General features: G+C 65.0%; 13 protein-coding genes. 3 read left to right on the top strand and 10 right to left on the bottom strand.

What is annotated here, in order from left to right:
* Nucleotides 1–41: 41 nt before the first annotated feature.
* The 9 genes from AC1DS6_RS14725 to AC1DS6_RS14685 all read right to left on the bottom strand — a co-directional run bounded on the left by AC1DS6_RS14725 (nucleotide 42) and on the right by AC1DS6_RS14685 (nucleotide 9,174).
* On the bottom strand, nucleotides 42–998 hold the full coding sequence (locus AC1DS6_RS14725; protein WP_477102649.1) for a type II secretion system F family protein: 957 nt from the start codon (nucleotides 996–998) through the stop codon (nucleotides 42–44).
* 49 nt (nucleotides 999–1,047) lie between these two features.
* Nucleotides 1,048–2,022, bottom strand: coding sequence for a type II secretion system F family protein (locus AC1DS6_RS14720; RefSeq protein ID WP_477102648.1), 975 nt, complete (start codon nucleotides 2,020–2,022; stop codon nucleotides 1,048–1,050).
* A 31-nt stretch (nucleotides 2,023–2,053) separates the two neighbouring features.
* Complete coding sequence (locus AC1DS6_RS14715) at nucleotides 2,054–3,409, bottom strand: CpaF family protein (protein WP_477102647.1); 1,356 nt, start codon at nucleotides 3,407–3,409, stop codon at nucleotides 2,054–2,056.
* Between the two features lie 64 nt (nucleotides 3,410–3,473).
* On the bottom strand, nucleotides 3,474–4,685 hold the full coding sequence (locus AC1DS6_RS14710) for a CpaE/TadZ family protein (RefSeq protein WP_477102646.1): 1,212 nt from the start codon (nucleotides 4,683–4,685) through the stop codon (nucleotides 3,474–3,476).
* A 75-nt stretch (nucleotides 4,686–4,760) separates the two neighbouring features.
* Nucleotides 4,761–5,069: a hypothetical protein gene (locus AC1DS6_RS14705; RefSeq protein WP_477102645.1), complete on the bottom strand. Its 309-nt coding sequence runs from the start codon at nucleotides 5,067–5,069 to the stop codon at nucleotides 4,761–4,763.
* 38 nt (nucleotides 5,070–5,107) lie between these two features.
* On the bottom strand, nucleotides 5,108–7,036 hold the full coding sequence (locus AC1DS6_RS14700; RefSeq protein WP_477102644.1) for a type II and III secretion system protein family protein: 1,929 nt from the start codon (nucleotides 7,034–7,036) through the stop codon (nucleotides 5,108–5,110).
* A 66-nt stretch (nucleotides 7,037–7,102) separates the two neighbouring features.
* Entirely contained in the window at nucleotides 7,103–7,954 is an 852-nt protein-coding gene (gene cpaB, locus AC1DS6_RS14695) for a Flp pilus assembly protein CpaB (protein ID WP_477102643.1), read from the bottom strand.
* Between the two features lie 396 nt (nucleotides 7,955–8,350).
* Entirely contained in the window at nucleotides 8,351–8,878 is a 528-nt protein-coding gene (locus AC1DS6_RS14690) for an A24 family peptidase (RefSeq protein ID WP_477102642.1), read from the bottom strand.
* 107 nt (nucleotides 8,879–8,985) lie between these two features.
* Nucleotides 8,986–9,174 (bottom strand): Flp family type IVb pilin, encoded by a 189-nt coding sequence (locus AC1DS6_RS14685; RefSeq protein WP_477102641.1) that lies wholly within the window; start codon nucleotides 9,172–9,174, stop codon nucleotides 8,986–8,988.
* 1,261 nt (nucleotides 9,175–10,435) lie between these two features.
* Here AC1DS6_RS14685 and AC1DS6_RS14680 point away from each other — a divergent pair.
* Nucleotides 10,436–11,524 (top strand): YjgN family protein, encoded by a 1,089-nt coding sequence (locus tag AC1DS6_RS14680; protein WP_477102640.1) that lies wholly within the window; start codon nucleotides 10,436–10,438, stop codon nucleotides 11,522–11,524.
* Between the two features lie 77 nt (nucleotides 11,525–11,601).
* Nucleotides 11,602–12,762 carry a M48 family metallopeptidase gene (locus AC1DS6_RS14675; RefSeq protein ID WP_441626412.1) on the top strand — a complete coding sequence of 387 codons (1,161 nt, stop codon included), beginning with the start codon at nucleotides 11,602–11,604 and terminating at the stop codon, nucleotides 12,760–12,762.
* On the opposite strand, the gene AC1DS6_RS14670 is transcribed toward AC1DS6_RS14675, so the two are convergent.
* Nucleotides 12,759–13,763 carry a LysR substrate-binding domain-containing protein gene (locus tag AC1DS6_RS14670; protein ID WP_441626411.1) on the bottom strand — a complete coding sequence of 335 codons (1,005 nt, stop codon included), beginning with the start codon at nucleotides 13,761–13,763 and terminating at the stop codon, nucleotides 12,759–12,761. The two genes, AC1DS6_RS14675 and AC1DS6_RS14670, sit on opposite strands and share 4 nt — an antisense overlap.
* Before the next feature lie 77 nt (nucleotides 13,764–13,840).
* Between AC1DS6_RS14670 and AC1DS6_RS14665 the strand changes: the two genes are divergently transcribed.
* Nucleotides 13,841–15,145 (top strand): MFS transporter, encoded by a 1,305-nt coding sequence (locus tag AC1DS6_RS14665; protein ID WP_477102639.1) that lies wholly within the window; start codon nucleotides 13,841–13,843, stop codon nucleotides 15,143–15,145.
* The last annotated feature ends 76 nt before the right edge of the window (nucleotides 15,146–15,221 follow it).

Here is a 15,221-nt window from a genome sequence, read left to right as displayed (position 1 = left end):
TGTTCCTACGCTGCCGGTCTGGAGCACATGGCTTGTTCCCGTCAGCCGGAAGTACCCATCATGTAGGGGAACAGCGATCGATAGAACTGAATGGCGGGGGAGCCGAGCAGCACGACAAACAGCGACGGAAGGATAAAGAAGATCAGCGGAAAGAGTAGCTTGACAGAGATTTTCGCTGCACGTTCCTCGGCGTACTGGCGCCGCTTTACGCGTAGTGTATCGGCATGCACGCGTAGCGAATCGGCGACGCTGGTGCCGAAGCGGTCGGCCTGGATCAGCATGCTGACCAGCATGTCGACGTCTTCCACGCCGGTGCGCAGCGCGAGGTTGCGCAGTGCCTTCTCCCGCGAAAGGCCAGCGCGCAGTTCCAGCACAAGCAACTCGAGCTCCTCCGCCAGCGCGCCTTGCTGGCCGCGCAGTTCGTCCACCACCTTGAGCAGCGCCGCGTCGAGCGCGAGTCCTGCCTCGACACATACAGTGATCAGGTCAAGGGCATCGGGGAAGGTCTCGAATATTTGCTGCTTGCGTTGCGAGACGCGCCTGCGCAAGACCAGGTCAGGCAGGTAGAAGCCGGCAATGGCGATGGCCAGAAGGGCAGTGGGCAGCAGACGGGGGTTGTCCTCGCTGATTACTCCGCCCGTCAGCAAGAACAGCAGCAGCGGGAACGCCAGGGCCAGCGCCGTCTTCGCGGCAAAGTAGAGCGGAATGGCAGAGGAGTTGCGCCAGCCGGCGTTCATGAAGCGCGTGCGCATTGCGGAACCGTCCCAACCCTCCTTGGGTACCGCGAGCTTGGCCAAGGGCTTGGACACACGTTCCAGCTTGTGCATCCAGTTGTCCTGCAGCACTGACGGCGTACCGTCGCTGCCGGTAGCGGCCCTGGTTACCTGGGAGATGCGCCGCCGCAGTTCGTCGCGCTGCAGCAATGTCATGGCGGCCAGCGTTATGCCAAAGGCTAGCAGGAAAGTGAAGACCAGGATGAGAATTTGCTCGAGTCTCATGATTATGCTGGGCGGCGCCCATCCTCTTTCATGTTGGAACCGGCTATGCCTAGACGTGGATGCGTACGATCTTGCGCATCCATATCAGGCCAAGCATCATCAGGCCAACGGCATAGCCCACGATCCACGGGCCTACGGGATCTGTCGCCAGGGGCGTGAGGAACTCCGGGTTAAGCAGATACATTGCGCCAGCCAGGCCAAAGGGCAGCACCGACAGGATCACGCCGGAAAGGCGGCCCTCGGCCGAAAGCACGCGGACCTGGCCCATCAGCTTCATCCGCTCGCGGATGATGTGGCTGACGTTGCCGAGGATCTCCGCCAGGTTGCCGCCGGACTCGCGCTGGATCAGTACAGCGATCACCAGGTAGCGCAGGTCGGGCAGTGGCGCGCGGGAGGCCATGTTGTTCAAGGCGTCCTGCATCGAGGCCCCATAGTTGATCTCGTCGAAGGTAAGACGGAACTCGGCGCCCAGCGGGTCTGGCAATTCATCGCCGGCCATGTCGAGCGCACTGGAGAAGGAGTGGCCGGCACGCAGCGCGCGGCTCATCAGGTCGGCTCCCTCTGGAAGCTGTGCTTCGATCTGCTGCAGCCGACGGGTGCGGCGCTTGTTCACGAACCAAAGTGGTACCGGCAGCCAGCAAAGGGCCGCGACACTCGCCGGCAGGGCGGGCACGGCCAGGAATATGGCCGTGAGATACAGCGCCGCCGCGGGCAGCAAGGTGAAGCCGAGGAAGGTTGACACGTTCCAGTAGAGGCCGGACTGCATCAGCAACTGGTCCAGCGCGCGGACGCGCGGCAGCTTGCGCAGCAAGTTCGCGACGAACGCCGAACGGCTGAGCGTGCGTTCCTTCATGATGGACGAAGGCTCATGCTGCCAGGCCGCCTCTGCCACAGAGCGCAGGCGACGGCCCAGGCGTCGCGCGCCGGTGCTGTGCTTGCCTTGCCACCACAGGTAGGTGGTGACGATCAGCAGCACGATGGCGATGAAGAGCGCGAGGGCGAAGCCAGCGAGGGTTGTGTTCATGATTTGATCTCCTGCGCAGAGGGCGGGTGGCTCATACCTCGAAGCGGAGTGAGGGCTCGAACAACCGATCCGGCAAGCTCAGGCCGAAGGCCTGCAGGCGTTCGCAAAAATGGGGTCGCACGCCGGTGGCGCAGAAATGCCCTTTGACACGCCCCTCCGTATCCACTCCCGTGCGCTTGAACGTAAAGATCTCCTGCATATTGACGATGTCGCTTTCCATGCCGGTAATCTCCTGCACGCTCATCAACTTGCGCCTGCCGTCGGTCAGCCGCGACACCTGCAGGATCACGGTGATGGCCGAAGTGATCTGCTGCCGCATGGTCTTGGGCGGCAGCGATAGGCCGGACATGCTGACCATGTTTTCGAGCCGGGTCAGTGCGTCGCGAGGCGTGTTGGCGTGGATGGTGGCGAGCGAACCTTCGTGCCCGGTGTTCATGGCATGCAGCATGTCGAGTGCTTCGGCGCCACGGACTTCGCCAAGGATGATGCGGTCCGGGCGCATCCGCAGCGCGTTCTTGACCAGCGCCCGCTGTGTGATCTCGCCTTTGTCCTCGATATTTGGCGGCCGTGTCTCCAGGCGCAGCACGTGGTCTTGCCTCAACTGCAGTTCCGCCGCGTCCTCGATGGTGACGATGCGTTCGCTCGCCGGGATGAAGCCCGATAGGATATTGAGCATGGTGGTCTTGCCGCTGCCGGTGCCGCCCGAGATGAGGATATTCAGCTTGGCCTTGACCATGGCTTCGATCAGTTGAGCCATCGGTGGCGTGAGCGTCTGCAATTCCACCAGATCCTTGACCATCAGCGGATTGACGGAGAAACGCCGGATCGACAACAGCGGGCCGTCTACCGCCGAGGGCGGGATAATGGCATTGACACGCGAGCCATCGGGAAGCCGAGCGTCCACCATCGGGCTGGATTCATCGATGCGCCGCCCCACGCGTGACACGATCTTGTCGATGATCTTCATCAGGTGGGCGTCATCGTGGAAGGTGACGGCCGTCAGTTCGAGCTTGCCGCGGCGTTCCACGTAGACTTGTTTTGACGTATTGACCAGGATGTCGGAAACGGTGGGATCGCTGAGCAGCGGTTCTAGCGGTCCGAAGCCCAGCATCTCATCGCGCACGTCCGATACCAGGCGCTTGCGTTCGGTCTCATTGATGGGCACGTTGCGCTCTTCGATAATGCGCTCGACCATCAGTGCCAGTTCGCGGCGCACCTGCTCCGGCGTGAGGCGCTGCAGCTTTTCCAGTTCCACACGCTCGATGATGGCCTCGTGGATCTCAATCTTTAGCTGCTGGTAGGCGGCATTCGCGGTGGTGCTGACGGGGCCGACCCGCTCTGCCACGGTCTCGCCGGCCTTTTCAATGAGTTGTTCGCGCAGTGACATATTGATTCTCCGCAGGGCGCCGTGCGCCTATGATCGTACCGGGCTGAGCGTTGCCGCCGCGTGGCTATGCATGCTTTTCGATGGACTGGACTTGGGTGGCCCGGCGGTTGCGATGGCCCAGCAGCTTTTGCAGCAGGCCCTCCTTCTTCTTCACGGCACTCGGGTAGACGCCATCGGCCATCTGCAGCAACTCGCGCGAGATCGGGTTGCGCTCGGCCAACTGCAGTATGGGCACGCCCTGGTTGCTCGAGTCTCGGGCCGCCTTTGGATCGGACGGCAGCATGTGCGCAATTTTTGCGCCAAGCGTGTCTTCCATCGTGCGCAAGCTGACTGCCGAATGCTTCTCGTACTCGTTGATCACGATGTACAGGCGGTCGGACGGGTAGCCTAGCGAGTGAAATATCTCCATCAGGTGCCGTCCGGCGCGCAGGTACGGCAGACTAAGCTGCATGACCGGATAAATCCTGTCGCTGTGGTCCAGCACCATAATCGTGGAAGGGTTGATGTCCTGGCCGACGTCGAAGATGATGACGTCGTATACCGGTCTCACCAGGTCGAGGATGCTCTCGATATGGGCAGCCTTGATGTCTCCCGCTTTCACCGGGTCGCCGGCACCAGCGATGACATCAAAGTTCGGATGCGCGTGGGTGATGCAGGCGTCGAGCAGGGCAAGGTCCAGCCGGTCCACCTGCTGGCAAATGTCCGTCAGCGTAGCCGGAGGTGCCTTGTCGGTAACCAGGAAGGCGGCATCCCCGAACTGCTGAACCAGGTCCACGAGCAGCACGCGCTTGCCGTGGTTGGCTGCGATGGCATAGCCAAGGTTGGCCGCAACGAACGTGGTGCCGCTCCCGCCTTTGCATGAGACGAAGGTCAGCGTGCGGGCCTCCGTCTCGGTGCCTCCCTGCGATTTGACGGCCAGTCGTTCCAGCTCCTCATTGAATTCGCGCGAATCCAGCGGCCAGCGCAGTACGCTGCGAACGCCCATTCGCATGGCGCGCATCAGCAGCTCAGTGGATGGCGACGGCGTGACCAGGATGCAGGGAACATCGCCGGGTTCGGGAAAGCGCTGGCGCAAGCGCTCCAGCACGTTGATGCTGAAATCGTCGGCCAGCAAGATGAGGAAGTCGGATGGGTGGATCAGCCCTGCCATGCCGAGCGCCTTCTCCGGGTCGGCGCAGACCAGTTGCACCTGCCGGTGCGTGATGACCTGTCCTGCCATCGCGGACATCTGCCGGGCCCGCGTCTCGTCGGCCGAGACCAGAATGAGCTTTGCCATCTCGATTTCTCCCAAATTTCGGTTTGCCTTGGCGGCATGCGGCGGTGTCCTGGGCCGGCGCGTGCCGCCACGCGGTCAGGGCGCGGAGCCAGAGGCCGAGCTGCCCACCCCGACCGCGTAGGCATTGCTGTCGACTGGCGGATTGCGGAACGATGTGTTGTAACGGTCCATGGCGTAGGTGGCGCTGCGTGCGTCGACGCCGGTCACCGGGTCCGTGTTCATCGAGGCGTCCGGGTTGAGCGTCTGCATGGCGCGCACGGTCCGCACGGCATCGCCGAAGCGCGTGTCATACACCGGCGTGGTGGTCATGCAGCCGGCCAGGCCGGCGACGAGGGCGACGGCGGCAAGCCGGGTGGAGGTGGCAAGGAGGTTCCGGATCTTCATGATATTCCCCTGTTCATTGCGGTCCGCCGGTACCGGGCTCACAGCGCGGAGCCGGAGGCCGGCGCTGGCGCCGCGGCTGCCGTGGGCAAGGGCGCGTCGGCGGTTGCGGGTGATGCCGTGTCGCTGCCGGTCCTTGTCGGCAAGGCATTGCTCGAAGGCACGAGGGCGCGGGCCGCGGCGGTGTCGCGGCCACTGCCTGCGGGCGAGGTGCTGGTGGTCGGCGCGACCGGGGCAGGTGCCATCGGTGCGGTCGGGGCACCAGTCGGTGTCTGCGGAGCGGGCATTCCCGGCGGCATGCCCTGCGGATTGTCGACCACAGGATGGCCTTCCATGTTGCCGTTGATGAAGACCTCGCCGCGAGTCGATGGCCCGAAGGAGTCGGTCGGCATCGGGAAGTTGGCCGGCAGCGGCTTGACCAGGCGAGGCGTGACCACGAACAGCAGTTCGCTCTTGTCCTGCTGGAAGTTGGTGCTGCGGAACAGGTTGCCCAGCACAGGCAGCTCGCCTGCGCCCGGCAGCGCCTTCAGGCTACCCGTGACGCTGCTCTTGATCAGGCCGCCAATGGCAAAGCTCTGGCCGTCCATCACCTGCAGCGTGGTGGACGCGCGGCGGGTCGTGATCAGCGGCAGGATGGTGGTGCCGGCAAGGTTGGGCGCGGTGAGCGCTACCCCGGTCGGCGAGAGCTCGGAGACTTCCGGGGCCACCTTCAGGTTGATGCGCCCGTTGGCAAGCACGGTTGGCGTGAAGCGCAGGCCGACACCGAAGGTTTCCTCTTGCAGGGTGATGGTGGTACCGCCGGCGCTGGAGGCTTGCGGCACTGGTATAAACACCTTGCCGCCTGCGAGGAAGCTCGCCTCCTGGCCGCTGATGGCCATCAGGTTGGGTTCAGCCAGGATCTTGAACAAGCTGTCGCCCTTCTGCGCATCGATCTGGAAGTTGAAGGGCAGGTTGTTCGACTTCATGCCGGAGATCACTCCCGCGCCGCCGGAGAGAAAATTGGCCAGCAGGCCAAAGGTCCAGCTGCCGAAGGCGCCGTTCAGGTTGGCTGCGGCGCCGAGTTGGTCGATCAGCGTCTTCGACACCTCAGCGACCTTGACTTCCAGCATCACCTGTTGGGGCGAGTCCACCGTCATCATATTGATGATGCGTGGACTGCGCAGCGGCTGCCCGCCGTTGGCGCCGGCGCCGAGCATGCCGAGTCCGCCCATGCTGGTGCCGGCCATGGCCAGCATCGGATTCTGGCCCACGGGGGCGCCTATCTGCTGCTGCGGCGCTTGCAGCGGGCTGCGGGTCTGCCGCGCGACGAAGGCGTTGGCGATGTCGATTACCATCTGCGCCACAGTGGAATCGGGCACGTTGCCGCTCAACACCAGGCTATCCGCGGCAGAGGCGACACGCACCTGCCTGGCTTGGGGCAGCAGTTCGTGCAAGGTCGACTGCAAGCCGCCGGGGTCTGCGCCCACGGTCACATCAATCACCGTGCAACCGCCGCTCTTGCCCTGCACGATCATGTTCGTCGTGCCAACGTCCAGGCCGAGCAGGTAGAGGGTTTGTGGCGACACCAGCATGGCTTGCACCACGCTGGGGTTGCCTAGCGTGCGTGTACGAACGGGCTCCGGCAGAGACAGCATGCGGGACTTGCCGACCGGCACGATCACCTGTTGTGGCTCGCGCGCTGCGCTGCTGCAGTTGGGTCCGCGGCTAATGCCGGTATCGCTGGGTGGCGGGGGTACGCTGGCCGCGCCAATGGTCAATTGGATCGGGCCGTTGGCGGCCAGCTTCATGGCCTGCGGATTGGCGGCTGCCGGCTGGCCGGCAGCCGCGGCATCGGCTGCCTGGGCTTGCTCGCTGGCCAGCCAGATGCTGGATAGCGACAGCACGGCCAGCGTGATGAGGCTCCGTCGTGTGGGGCCGCTGCGAGCCGCGCAGGTGCGAAGGCTGCCCTCCTGGTGGTGGTATCGGTCCATTTGAATTCCCCCCGGTTGTTGACCCTGGTGAAGGGGTCGGCAATTTGCAATCTCAACGTCTGTGCATCAGAAGCATTCTTGGTTTTGCTGCATGCCACTGATGACGCCTACACAGTTGGTGGCGATCTTCTTTTCCGTTATGCGGTGCACGACCTGGACGGCTTTGGCCACCACCGGCACGGCCACGGCGGCTTTGATCACGGGTTCGTTGAGGAGGCTGCGCTTGGTGGCGCCCGCGGTGTCGACGGGGCGCGGATCGATCTGGTTGCGCAATACCAGCGAGAGCGTGCCCACGCTGCGCGCCAGATCGAGCTTCTCGGCTTCGTCGGGCGAGACTTCCAGCGTCACGGCGTTGACCACCTTGGGCTTGGTCTCATCGCGATTGACCTCCTGCGCGATGGCAAGGACCAGGATCTTTTCCAGCACGATCTTCGAAATGGACTGCTCGTTTTGCGCCGAGGCATCACCCTTGTTCGCATCTTTCTGGGTGTTCACGATGATGTCGACGAAGCTGCCGGGCAGTGCGAAGCCCGCTACGCCAACCACGTCGTTGACGCGCACGGTGATGGCGCGCTTGCCTTCGGCGATCACCGCCGAGAGTCCGCCGCGGGTGCCGACGGGCGTTAGCTTGGATTCCAGGATGGGCTCGCCACGCATGACGCTGGATTTGGTCACTCGCCCATCGATCAGCTTCTGCTCGGTCAGGGCTCCCGGCGGCAGGCTGTCGCGCGGCCAGTCGACGGTCTTGACGAACTCCGGAGCGAGCCGCTGCCCCAGATTGATGTCCGTGGCTGCCACCACGACCTTGGTCACGCTGCCGGAGCTTTGCTGCATCATCCAGCGCGAGGCCAGCACGACCGCGGCCAGGCCGGCCAGGGCCGCCACCAGCAGCATCACGATTGCGCGTACGTTTCTCATTTGATGGTCCTCCCCAGTGTGAATCGCGGCATCGGCGCGGCCAGGCTAGGCACGAGCGCGCCCCCTTGGCGGCTACGCCAAGCTCCATGTCTTCCAAACCGTGTGGCAGTGTTCAGTGGCGGGCGAAAATGCAGTGTCCCTGGCGGCGAGGTCGTCGGTCACCCAGCCGCGTGTTGACGCCGGTCTTTTCCTGCTGGCGCGGGACTTGTCGTGCTCCACGTGATGCCGCCAGTGGCAGGGTGTTGCGAGCTTGCCGAGGTGTCTTGCACCGGCGCCGCTGCGCAGGCGCGGATGAGGCCGAGACAGCCGATGTGTGCTCGTACATGATTCTTCTCTCCCTTTCCGGCCCGCTCGCGGGGCCTGTGTACTTATGTTCTGGGCACACCGATCCGCGCTTCAGAGCGTGCCTGTCATCACCAGTAGTACGCCCCCGGCCAGCGCCACGGCGTAGGGCAGGCGCGCAGTTGTCTGCGTTTTGGCCGTGTCTGCCGCGGTGGCGCGCCAGCTGAATGGCAGCCACAGCAGCAGCGCGGACAGGCCCGCGAGGGTCTGGCGCGCGTTTTTGCGCGCCACCATGATGGCCAGCGCCATCACGCCTCCGACCAGAAAGCTCGCCAGGACAATCTGTAGCGCCGGCTGTACGCCCACGAAGGCACCGATGCTAGCCATGAGCTTGGCGTCGCCGGCGCCGACGGCGCCCGCGAGATAGAGCACCAGGAACGGAGCCAGTCCGGCAAGAGCGCCAGTTAGCCATGCGCGCGAGCCGCCGCTGGCGCCATGTTCGAAAACCTGCAGCAGGAGTGCCGCGAGCAAGCCCGTTGCGACCAGCCAGTTGGGAATGCGGTGGCTGCGCAGGTCACTGGCGGCGGCAATGGCGACCATGACCAGCACGAGTCCAGATGCGACGGGGTCGAACGTGCTCATGGCTCTATCCTGCAAAAAGTACAAGGGGCACGAAAATTGCCGTGGTAGCAGCGCTGGCACGACCCAACCGGCTTCAGGAGCCGGCTGGGCCGTGATGCTGCTTTCGATCACGTGGCGGCAGTGCCGGTCAAGGCGTTACTGATATTGGTCCAGATGGTGCCGACCGCACTCTTGACCGTCGGGCCTGCCACGATCATGGCCAGCGCCACGAATGTGAGTAGCAAGGCATACTCGATGCCAGCGGCGCCATCTTCGTCACGGACAAAACGCTTGATGCCTTCGAACATGGTGTTCATGTCCATCTCCTTCACGTCATGGTTTAAAGGGGAAAAAGCGCCCGCTGAAGATCGGGCACAGGATTCGGCTGGAAGTGCCAGCCATGGCCAAGACAGGGGGGATTCCTCGATGACGGGTACACGCTGGCGCTACAGCGGTCTAGGAACCGCTGTCTCCCCGGTGCGCAACTCGACAAGGCGGGCCTCCCAGCTCCACCATGTTCCAGGGAACCCGTCAGGCTGGCGTGCCAACCATCTGGTCCTCACCTGGCGCGTTGCCGTTTCTTGCGGCTTATTGCGCCTTGGTAGGTGCCGCGGGCCGATTCTTTTCCTCCCTCAGGAATCGGTCCCGCGCCTGAAAATGCTACAAGACTGCTTGTGATCGTCGCGCCGGTGCTTTGCCTTCCACCGTGTGCGGCGTGGGCCATGGATTCTTAAAATTTGCGCTGACCCAGCGCCAAACCTCCCCGCGAAGCAGTTGCCTGTCACGGCCACCACCCCACCCCCCGTTCAAGTCTTTGTTCTCGTGATGTCTTTGCTGGCGGTTTGCACCCCCTTGGCTTCGGCATCCTCGGCGTACCGTGCTTGTCTGTTCCGGTCGCTCTGGTCTTTGTAACGAGCATAAGAGCGACGAACGTGCCAGTCGACCTAAGTTATTGATTACATTGGTGATGTTTTTTTGCCACTTGTTACATCTTCGATTTCTTGTAACAGGATGTTTCCTTGGTGTTACTGCCTTGCACCCGTCTTGCGTGCACTGCAATATGGCGAGGCTGCAAAATAGTGATGTTTTCATGGCCTGCAGGCTTTGTCAGGTGCATCAATAGACGCATATGATGTGTTTGCCGGTCATGCCCCGGCAGCGGGATGAGGGTAAGTGCGCAGGGCGTGGCGGGTGGTGGAGCAGCCGCCGCACGACCGTATGAATGGTTGCAAGCGTGATACAACGCAGTGCAAATAGCTTATGCACGCCAAAGCACATGGCTTGCCCGGACCGTAGCTTTGCCGTGCGGCGCGCGTGCCGGAAGGGGCGCAGGCGACAAAAGATGTAGCCCGTGTGAGTTACGAATGTTGACCGGCTCACATTGGCACGGCGCGTTCCTCGCCTAGTTGGATGAGGGGGGAACTTCCTGCATTCCGGGCCGGCTACGATCGAATTGGTTGCATTCCTGATACATTGCTGGCCGCAATGCGGGGATGAGGAATATCGTGCGCACGGCTTACAAGCAAATGTGATTCGCCGGCGTCATGCCAATTGCAGATTTCACGGGAGAGAACAAGGATGCAGCAAGACAACAACGCGTTTCAGCCGACGGCAGGCGAAGCACCCGCAGCGCCGGTGCCTGCTGGCCAGCCGCGCCCCCTGCAGTTCGAGTTCATCGGCTCGGGTTCCGAATATTTCCGTATCTGGATCGTCAATGCCTTGCTGAGCATCGTCACGCTGGGCATCTATTCGGCCTGGGCCAAGGTTCGGACGATGCAGTACTTCTACCGCAACACGCGGCTGGACGGCGCCAGCTTCGACTACCACGGCCGTGCCTCTGCCATCCTCAAGGGCCGCGCCATCGTGTTTGGCCTTGCCGTGGTCTTCCAGCTCAGCAGTCATGTTTCCCCCTTCCTGGCCGTGGCGCTGGGCCTGGCGCTGGCAGCGGTGTTCCCGCTGCTGCTGGTGCGCTCGCTGCGCTTTCGCATGGCCAATTCCAGCTACCGTGGCTTGCGCTTTGCCTTCACCGGCGGCGACGCCCTGGCTTACAAGGTCTTCCTGCTCTGGCCCGTGCTGAGCGTGTTCACGCTGTATGCGCTGGCGCCGCTGGCGCATCAGCGCTTCAAGCAGTACCAGCATGACAACACCCGCTTCGGCACGGCGCCCTTTGGTATTGACGCCACCGCGGGCGACTTCTATGGCGTCTATCTGCGCGCCTTTGGCATGATGCTGGCCGTGGTGGCGGTGACGTCGATTGCCGGCGCTTTGCTTGGCAACGCGATAGGCGTGGCGCATGGCGCGCCGTTCCTGGCCATTGGCATGGCCGTGATCGGCTTCTACGTGGCGCTGATGGCGGTCGGCCCGTTCTTCATGGCCCGCCTGCAGAACCTGGTGTGGAACCACACCACGCTGGCGCCGCACGCGTTTCGCAGCGAGGTCAAGGCGAGCCGGCTGTTCTTTATCTTCGCAACCAACATGATCGCCAATGTGCTGACGCTGGGGCTGTTCATGCCGTTCGCGCGGGTGCGTTCGATGCGCTACCGTATCGAGTGCATGACCATGCTCGCAGCCGGGCCGCTGGATGCCTTCGTGGCCGGCGAGACGCAGCAGGTCGGGGCGCTGGGCGATGCCGCGGTGGACTGGTACGACATCGACATCGCACTCTGAGCGCGCCGGGCACCTTGATACCCCCTGGCCGCCATGATCATTCTTACCACCCGGTTCACTCCGATCCCAGGACCCTGATGCAGGCTTCTGCCCAAGCACCGGCCGCCGCCGCGGTTGCGGCCACTTACTTCGACGGCCGCTCGTCGCGCGCCCATGCGTGCTTGCTATCGATCGAAGGGCGCGACGCGGTGTTGCGCGAAGCGGATGGCTCGGTGCTGCGCCGCGCGCCGCTGGCGGCGTTGCGCGTTTCCGAGCGGGTCAGGCGCGCGCCGCGCCTGGTGACGTTTGCCGACGGCGCCTTCTGCGAGGTCACGGACCACGCCGGCTTTGCCGCGCTGCTGGCGGCCAGCGGCCACCGGGAGGGCTGGGTGGTGAGGGCGCAGAACAGCTGGCGGCTGGCGGCGCTGTCCGTGCTGGGTCTGGCCGCGGTGCTGGTGGCGGGATATTTCGTGGTGTTGCCGTGGGGCGCCGGCGTGGTGGCGCGCAGCGTGCCGGCTGCGCTGGAGGCGCGGATTGGCGAAGCCACGCTGGGCAGCATCGACGGCGGCCTGCTCAAGCCCTCGGCCCTGCCGGTGGCGGAGCAGGAGCGCATTCGCGCCGGCTTCGCCGCGCTCAGGCGCCCGCCCGATCCGGACCACCAGTACCGCATCCTCTTTCGCCGGGGCGGCCAGCTCGGGGCCAATGCGTTGGCCTTGCCGGGCGGCACCATCGTGGTGACCGACGAACTCGTGAAGCTGGCCGGCCCGGGCGCCGGCCTGATGGGCGTGCTGGCTCACGAGGCGGGCCACGTGGCCCAGCGCCATGGCCTGCAGCAGGTGCTCCAGGCCTCGGCCGTGGGTGCGCTGGCGGCGTATTTCTTCGGCGATTATTCCAGTGTGCTGGCGGGGGTGCCCGCCGCCATCCTGACCCTGCGCTATTCACGCGAGCACGAGCGCGACGCGGATGCGTACGCGGTGGAGGTCATGCAGGAGAACCGGCTGCCCGTGTCGGCGTTCGCCGACGTGCTGCAAGCGCTGGAGTCCGCGCATGAGCAGCAGGCGGAGGACGAGGCCGCCAAGGCCGGGTCCGGAGGGCAGGGCGGCGCGTCGGCCGCCTCCGCCGAGCGGGAAACCAAGCGGGAGCGGCGCAGCCGCCGCGCCGCGGAGGATGCCGGCAACGACGACGATGGCGGCAGCTTCTTCTCCACCCATCCGTTGACGCGAGAACGGATCGAAGCGCTGCGCGCGGCGGGGCGCTAGTCCCCGGACGAAGCCGCCACCTGGCCTTGCAGCCAGCTGTGAAACTGCAGGATCGCCTTCTCGCGCGGATTGCCTTCGCGCCAGGTGACCCAGTAGTGCAGGCTGGACGGGATGCTAGTGGTGCCAAGCTGCACCAGTTCGCCGCTGGCGAGGTAATCGTGGGCCAGTTGCAGGCGGGCCGTGGCCACGCCAAGGCCCGCCACCGCCGATTGCAGCATCATGCCCGCGTCCTGGAAGATCGGCCCGCGCTCGGGTTCGGTGCCAGGCAGGCCGGCGCTTTCCAGCCAGTCGCGCCAGGGCCGCAGGGCGAAGCGCAGCATCGGCAGGCGCGGCAGGTCGGCCAGCGTGAAGCCGGGATAGCGCGCCAGCAGCGCCGGGCTGGCGACGGCGATCACATGGTCCTCGATCAGGTTGTGGCAGGCAAAGCCGGGCAGGTCCACGCGCTGGTGCCAGATGCCCACGTCCACCGAGTACGGATCGGGCGGCGTGATCTCGGCGTGTAGCCGCAGGTGCAGGTCGAGTCCCGGCTGCGCCGCATGCAGGCTCGGCAAGCGGCGGATCAGCCAGGCGTTGGCGAGATCGGCCATGACGCTGACCTCCAGCCGCACTACCTGCGGGGCGCCGCCATTGCTGGCCTCGCGCAGCCCGTCTTCCAGTTCGCCAAGCCCGTCGCGCACGCGCTGCGCCAGCCGCGCGCCCACATTGGTGGGCATCATCAGGTGGCCGGTGCGCTGGAACAGCTTGGTACCCAGGTTGTCTTCCAGCGCGCGGATATGATGGCTGATGGCGCTGTGGGTCAGCGCAAGCTCCTCCGCCGCGCGCGAGAAACTGCGGTGGCGCGCCGCTGACTCGAGCGCGCGCAAGGCCTGCAGCGCGGGCAGGTGAGGCAGGCGCTGGGCGCGGTGCGGCTCGGGCGGCGGGGCCAGTCCGGCGGGTTCGTCGTGCCCGGCGGGCTGGACCGGCAGGCCGGCCTGGGAGGCTTTTGGGTGTTTGGAGGTCATTGCCGTCAAATTCTACTCACAATTGCGGCGGGTATCTTTCGTTGGTGTTGCGCCGGGCGACTGGCGACAATGCAGACATGACTTCTGCTTCCTCATCCTCCTCTTCCGCCTCTTCCGCCTCTTCTGCCACCACGCGGGCTAGCGCTCCCCCGTTAGCCGCCGCACGCTGGCGCGTGCTGTGCATTTTTTCGCTCGGTTTCCTGGTTTCCTATATCTTCCGGGGCGTCAACCTAGGCTTCGCGCCCCACCTGACCCGCGAGATGGGCCTGGGTGCAGCCGATCTGGGCCTGCTGACCAGCTTCTATTTCCTGGGTTTCGCCTGTGCCCAGTTGCCGGCCGGGCTGCTGCTCGACCGTTTCGGCCCGCGCCGTACCGAGGCCGCGTTGCTGCTGGCTGCCGTGGCGGGTGCCTTGGTATTCGCCTCCGCGCCCAATATGGCGGCGCTGGCGGCAGGGCGCCTGATGATCGGGGTTGGCGTTTCGGTTTGCCTGGGCGCCGCCATCCAGGCCCTGTCGATCTGGTTCCCGCTGTCGCGCATGCCCTTGCTCAATGGCGTGGTGATGGCGATTGGCGGCCTCGGCGCCGTAGTGGTCGGCGCGCCGCTGGCTTGGCTGCTGTCCTGGACCGACTGGCGCACGGTCAGCTACGGCCTGGCCGCGCTGACGCTGGCCATGGCAGCGCTGCTGTGGTTCGGCGCCCCCGATACCAGCCGCGCCGGCAAGCAGCGCCTGGCGGATCAGTTGCGCGGCACCTGGCAGGTGTTCCGCAATGAGCGCTTCCTGCGCGTGGTGCCGCTGGCATTGCTTAACCAGGGGGTTTTCCTCGCGGTGCAGACCCTGTGGGTGGGGGCGTTCCTGCGTGACGTGGCCGGCTATTCGCCGGAGCAGAGCGCGCGCCTGGTGTCGGTCATCGGCTTTGCCATGATGGGCGGCTGCGTGTGTGCCGGTTGGGCCGCACGGCATCTGGAGCGCGCCGGCGTGAGCCTGTACACCTTCGCCGGCGCCGGCATGAGCGGGTTCATCGTGATCCAGTGCCTGATCATCGCCGGCGCGCCGCTGCCCCCGGCGCTGACATGGGCGGCCTACGGCGTATTCGGATCGAGCGGCATCCTAGCCTACGCCGTGCTGGCGCGCAGCTTTCCCGATGCACTGATCGGCCGCGCCACCACGGCGCTGACCTTGACCGTGTTCCTGGCGACGTTTGCCTGCCAGGTCGGGGTGGGGCTGGTGCTAGACCTGTGGCCGGCAACGGGCGGCCAATATCCCCGGCAGGCCCATCTCGCGGTATGGTGCGGCCTGGTGGCGCTGCAGGTGGCGGCGGCAATCTGGTATGCGACGGGCCGCAAGCGCGCGGCCGCCGGCCACGCGGCATCGGCGCAATGACCTCTATATAGACAGGCTGGACAGACGCCGCCCCGGCGTCGCGCGCTGGCCCGCAAGGCCATGCTAGTCCATTGGG

The sequence above is a fragment of the Cupriavidus sp. 05L310 genome (assembly GCF_056398185.1).
The sequence above is the reverse complement of the archived record's forward strand: the minus strand, read 5'-3'. Positions and strand labels throughout refer to the sequence as shown.